Below are 4,191 nucleotides of genomic sequence, written 5' to 3' on the forward strand. Positions count from 1 at the left end.
AGCACCATAGAAACAAAGATGATGAAGATAACTCAGATTTCATTTTGGAATGAGGACCGGGACTTTCAGTCCCCAATCAAACCCCTGCACTTTCAGTGCAGGGTGGTTTAGTCTTGGAATGACTTCTTGTATGGCGGCACGACCTACCTGATTAAGGTCAAATATGTATTGACCTCCCTTCATGGACTTAAACAAGTATTCGACAGAAAGTCTTGCATTAGCTACTTTCTCTATTTCTTTTATTTGTTCTTCTGTGAGTACTTCTCCGTTGTTAATATTTATTTCATTGCAAGACCACCACTCTACATCAAAGGGAAATTCTTCAAGAGAACCATTAATGGGAATAATACAAGCAAAAGGAATGAGCATGATTTCTTCAGAAAACCCCTGATCTGTTTCCACCAGTAAAGAAGTAGGCAGCCAGTTTAAGTGGGGAGTAGAATCTTGGTAAGTAACCTGAAATCGTAGTGCAGGTTCTTGTACAACGATATAGGGTGATTCGGGGTCATGAACAAGGTCAATCTGTGGTGCTTCCTCTATACAAAATTGTGTAGGGGTGCCTTCTTCAGGGAAGTTTTTTTCAGAGATATCAACACAGCCTTCCTCGCTATTAGAGACACCGCAACTAATTATTAAAGCCGCTATTGTGAATAGAAACAATCTTGATATTCTCATCTCCTTAACCGTAAATTTTAATGAATCCTTTGTTAAATAAGTTAAAAAACAAGAAAAGAGGCAAGAATTTCTAATTTATGTAAACAAGAAAGAGCGTAATTACAAATTTTATAGAGTCTGTTTTAGGCTTACAGCAAAGGTTTATTGGTTTCCTTTAGAATCCGATTTTATAATGTATTTCCGGAATTTACCGGGAATCATGGTACATAAAAAAAGGCTCGCTGCCATCGGCAGCGAGCCTTTTAAACTTTGTTTACTCTAGCTGTTCAGCTTAGTTGTTAGGCTGATACTTGAGTGTGCTAATTGGATGTGACTCAGCACGGCGGTTTCTTTCACAACCAGGAGTGTTTGCATCCATTTCGGATTCTGTACACTCAACCGGTGCTTTACCTAAACCGCGAGATTCAATGCGGTCTTCAGAAATGCCGTTTTCAGTGTAATAGTCTACAACAGCATTGGCACGTCGCAAGCTCAAACGTAAGTTGTATTGATCTCCACCAACATGATCAGTGTAAGCATCAACACGAACGCGAAATGCAGGAGCATCTTTGAGAATCTCTACATTTTCAGCAAGTATTGCTTCTGCATCACTGCGGATGTCAGAACGATCAAAGTCAAAGTTGATAGTTCCGAAGGCATCGCCATCAAGATACATAGGGTCGCTGCCATCAGTAGGGTTGGTACCCATATCAATTTCTTGCATGTCGGTAAATCCATCACCATCAGAGTCTGCGTTGTTAGGATTAGTGTCATGAGTCATTATTTCGTCATAATCATTAATCCCGTCACCATCTGAATCTGTGTTATTAGGATCAGTATTATATTCGTTTACTTCATCCCCGTCAGAAAGTCCGTCACCATCAGTGTCAGTATCATTAGGGTCAGTATTGTAAGAGTTTACTTCGTCTCCATCCGAAAGTCCGTCACCGTCGGTGTCAGCACTGTTAGGATCAGTTTCATAGGTATTTACTTCTTCACCATCAGTGAGCCCGTCATCATCGGTATCAGCACTTAAAGGATTGGTTTCATATGTATACATCTCATCATAATCATTTAAGCCATCTTCGTCAGTGTCTAATGTCCGAAGGGTTTCTTCATCAAGCGACTGTAAATACTCGAGCGTACGCTCGGATGGTGCAAGTAATTCTTCAGTTCCTGAGCAACTGGTCATAAAGACCATTACTAAAGAAACCAAAGAAAGAGTTAGGATAGATTTTAAATTTGTCATCTTCTTGGGTTACGGTTAGAATTAAGTTTTTGAATGTTTGATGCTAAAATAGGGGTTTAACTAAGAATTTAAAAGAGTTTTTACGAACTAGAAGTATATTTTTAAACATAAGGCTAATTAACTTCATATCTAATTTACAATTAAATAAATTGATAGTGTTTATTGGGAGATAAAATATTTATTATTAGGATCCAAATTTAAGGGGCTATAGCTCAGCTGGCTAGAGCGTCGCGCTGGCAGCGCGAAGGTCCGGGGTTCGAATCCCCGTAGCTCCACAAAGCCTTTTTCCAAGACTCGGAGAAAGGCTTTTTTTATGTTTTTTAGATTTATTGGTACCCGTAATTTTATGCTCACAAATATTAGAGTATTATGGTAAACTTGTTTGTATGCAGCTATTACTTTAAAATGCATTCATCATATAATAACCGGAGTTAAAAATGTTTGAAAGATATATTAAAGTCTATGCTGCATTTTTTTTACTTGTATTAGTAAGTGTTGTTCCCAAAGAGTTTGTTTATGCTCAACAAATTAACCTTCAGTTAGAACAAAGTGCAACGTTAGAGAATTCACAAGTTTTGAGTTTTTCTACTTTAGGGCTCAATAGTGACGGAACAGGTTCTGTATTGATATCAGGTTTTATAGAGAATTTGGGCAGAGAAGTTGCCGATAATTTATTCCTGGAAATAACAATTAGTGCAGCAAGATCCGGCGATCTCGTTAAATTAATATCAAGTTCAAGCCAGCCCTTCTCTTTAGAACCTTTTCAGGCTGTTTATGTTACAAATAACGACATAGCTAATGACAGAATTCCCGGCGTTAAAGAAGGGCTTGACCTTTCAGGAGGGCTTACTCCTGAGGGAGATGAATTTTTGAGTAATTTGTCAGGAACAACAACTTTTCCCAGAGATATTTATTCCATAGAGGTTATAATTTTTAGGGTTACCGATGCAACCGGCAGACAAGATTTAGCCCGGAGTGTTATTGATGTTGGGGGTGGACTTTTATCATCATTTAATGGAAGTGAAGTATACCTGAAAGCTCCCGGAGATATTGTTGGGGGTACGGTCGAGATCACCAATCCATACCCCCAGTTCAGCTGGGAAGGACCTAATAATGTGACCTATAGATTGCTGGTAGTAGAAAAAGATAGTGAAGAAAGTCCCGAGTCTTTACTTCAAAGTGCAAAAAGTTCTGTTTCAACCCGGGCGGGCGGATCTTTATTTGAGTTTGAGAATCTGGACATTTTGGTAGATGGCACAACATATCAATACCCGTCATCGGGGGCGCAACCACTCGAACGAGGAAAAACATATTATTGGCGTGTCATAACTGACATACGAACCGGGGGGGGCATTGAGGAGATCTCTTCAGAAATATGGAGTTTTACACTTACCGGAGTTGCCCAGGCATTAGAGACAGCCCCGACCTCCCAGGAGGTGATAAATGCAATTGTTCAATTGATTGGGGAAGATGCATATGAGAACTTGCTGTCAGAGGGGTTCCGGTTATCAAGTATCAATTATGACGGTGAAGAGTTTACCGGCCCTGCGGCTACTTTGAAGCTTGAAGAATTGCTCCAGCGTATCAGGGATGAAGAGATCATTTTGACAGGTAATTGAGAAGTTTATGAAAAAAGCATCGAGAAAAATATTGTACTGTGCAATTGCTCTTACTGTGATGATGGGCATAGTTTCAGAGGAAATAGCTGCATTTCAAGAAGAGAGGCATATTGGGGTGGTTCGGAGATTTAAACCGTACGTGACGGTCAGTAACATGGATATTGATAAATCCATAAAATTGAATTTATCAGAAAATATTGGGGAAAAGCTATTCAGCGGTGACAGCTTGTCAACTGATGATACTGGTTTTGCTTTAGTTTTTTTTATGGACAGAAGTATAGCAAAAGTGAAGCCTAACTCATTACTCATCATAAATGGTGAGGTTGGAATAACAAATAGAGTAAGTAATACGAGGATCAATTTAAAACAAGGTGAGATCTTTTTGAATGTAGAACCACAAGGTAATAATGATTTTGAGGTGAGTACTGACCGATCGTTCGCTTCTGTTAAAGGAACTGAATTTGGTTCTAAATCCGATGGCTATACCTGGGTTGAAAATGGTCAGGTAGATATAACAGCGATGAATTCAGGAGAAACGGTTTCTTTGTTTGACATGATGTTTGCTCAGGTTGATGAGGAAGGGAATAATATTGATACCGGTACTTTAACAGAAGAAGAATTAGATGCTCTGAATAAAGGGTACGATGAAATGGACCGGGATCTGATCCG

The 4,191-nt window shown here is 39.3% G+C and carries 4 protein-coding genes and 1 tRNA gene; 3 read left to right on the top strand and 2 right to left on the bottom strand.

Annotated elements, in window-relative coordinates; genetic code table 11:
- Positions 1-39 precede the first annotated feature (39 nt).
- Entirely contained in the window at positions 40-675 is a 636-nt protein-coding gene (locus tag VFM80_RS08500) for a hypothetical protein (RefSeq protein ID WP_395071400.1), read from the bottom strand.
- Between the two features lie 271 nt (positions 676-946).
- Positions 947-1,903, bottom strand: coding sequence for an OmpA family protein (locus VFM80_RS08505; RefSeq protein WP_395071401.1), 957 nt, complete (start codon positions 1,901-1,903; stop codon positions 947-949).
- A 201-nt stretch (positions 1,904-2,104) separates the two neighbouring features.
- Between VFM80_RS08505 and VFM80_RS08510 the strand changes: the two genes are divergently transcribed.
- From VFM80_RS08510 to VFM80_RS08520, 3 genes are all read left to right on the top strand, one after another.
- Positions 2,105-2,178 (top strand) — tRNA-Ala (locus VFM80_RS08510).
- Positions 2,179-2,340: 162 nt separating this feature from the next.
- Entirely contained in the window at positions 2,341-3,522 is a 1,182-nt protein-coding gene (locus VFM80_RS08515) for a hypothetical protein (protein ID WP_395071402.1), read from the top strand.
- Positions 3,523-3,529: 7 nt separating this feature from the next.
- Positions 3,530-4,191: FecR domain-containing protein (locus VFM80_RS08520; RefSeq protein ID WP_395071403.1), on the top strand; the 662-nt coding region annotated here is incomplete at its 3' end.

This window comes from Gracilimonas sp., assembly GCF_035704785.1.
In the GTDB taxonomy this organism is placed as follows: Bacteria; Bacteroidota; Rhodothermia; order Balneolales; family Balneolaceae; genus Gracilimonas.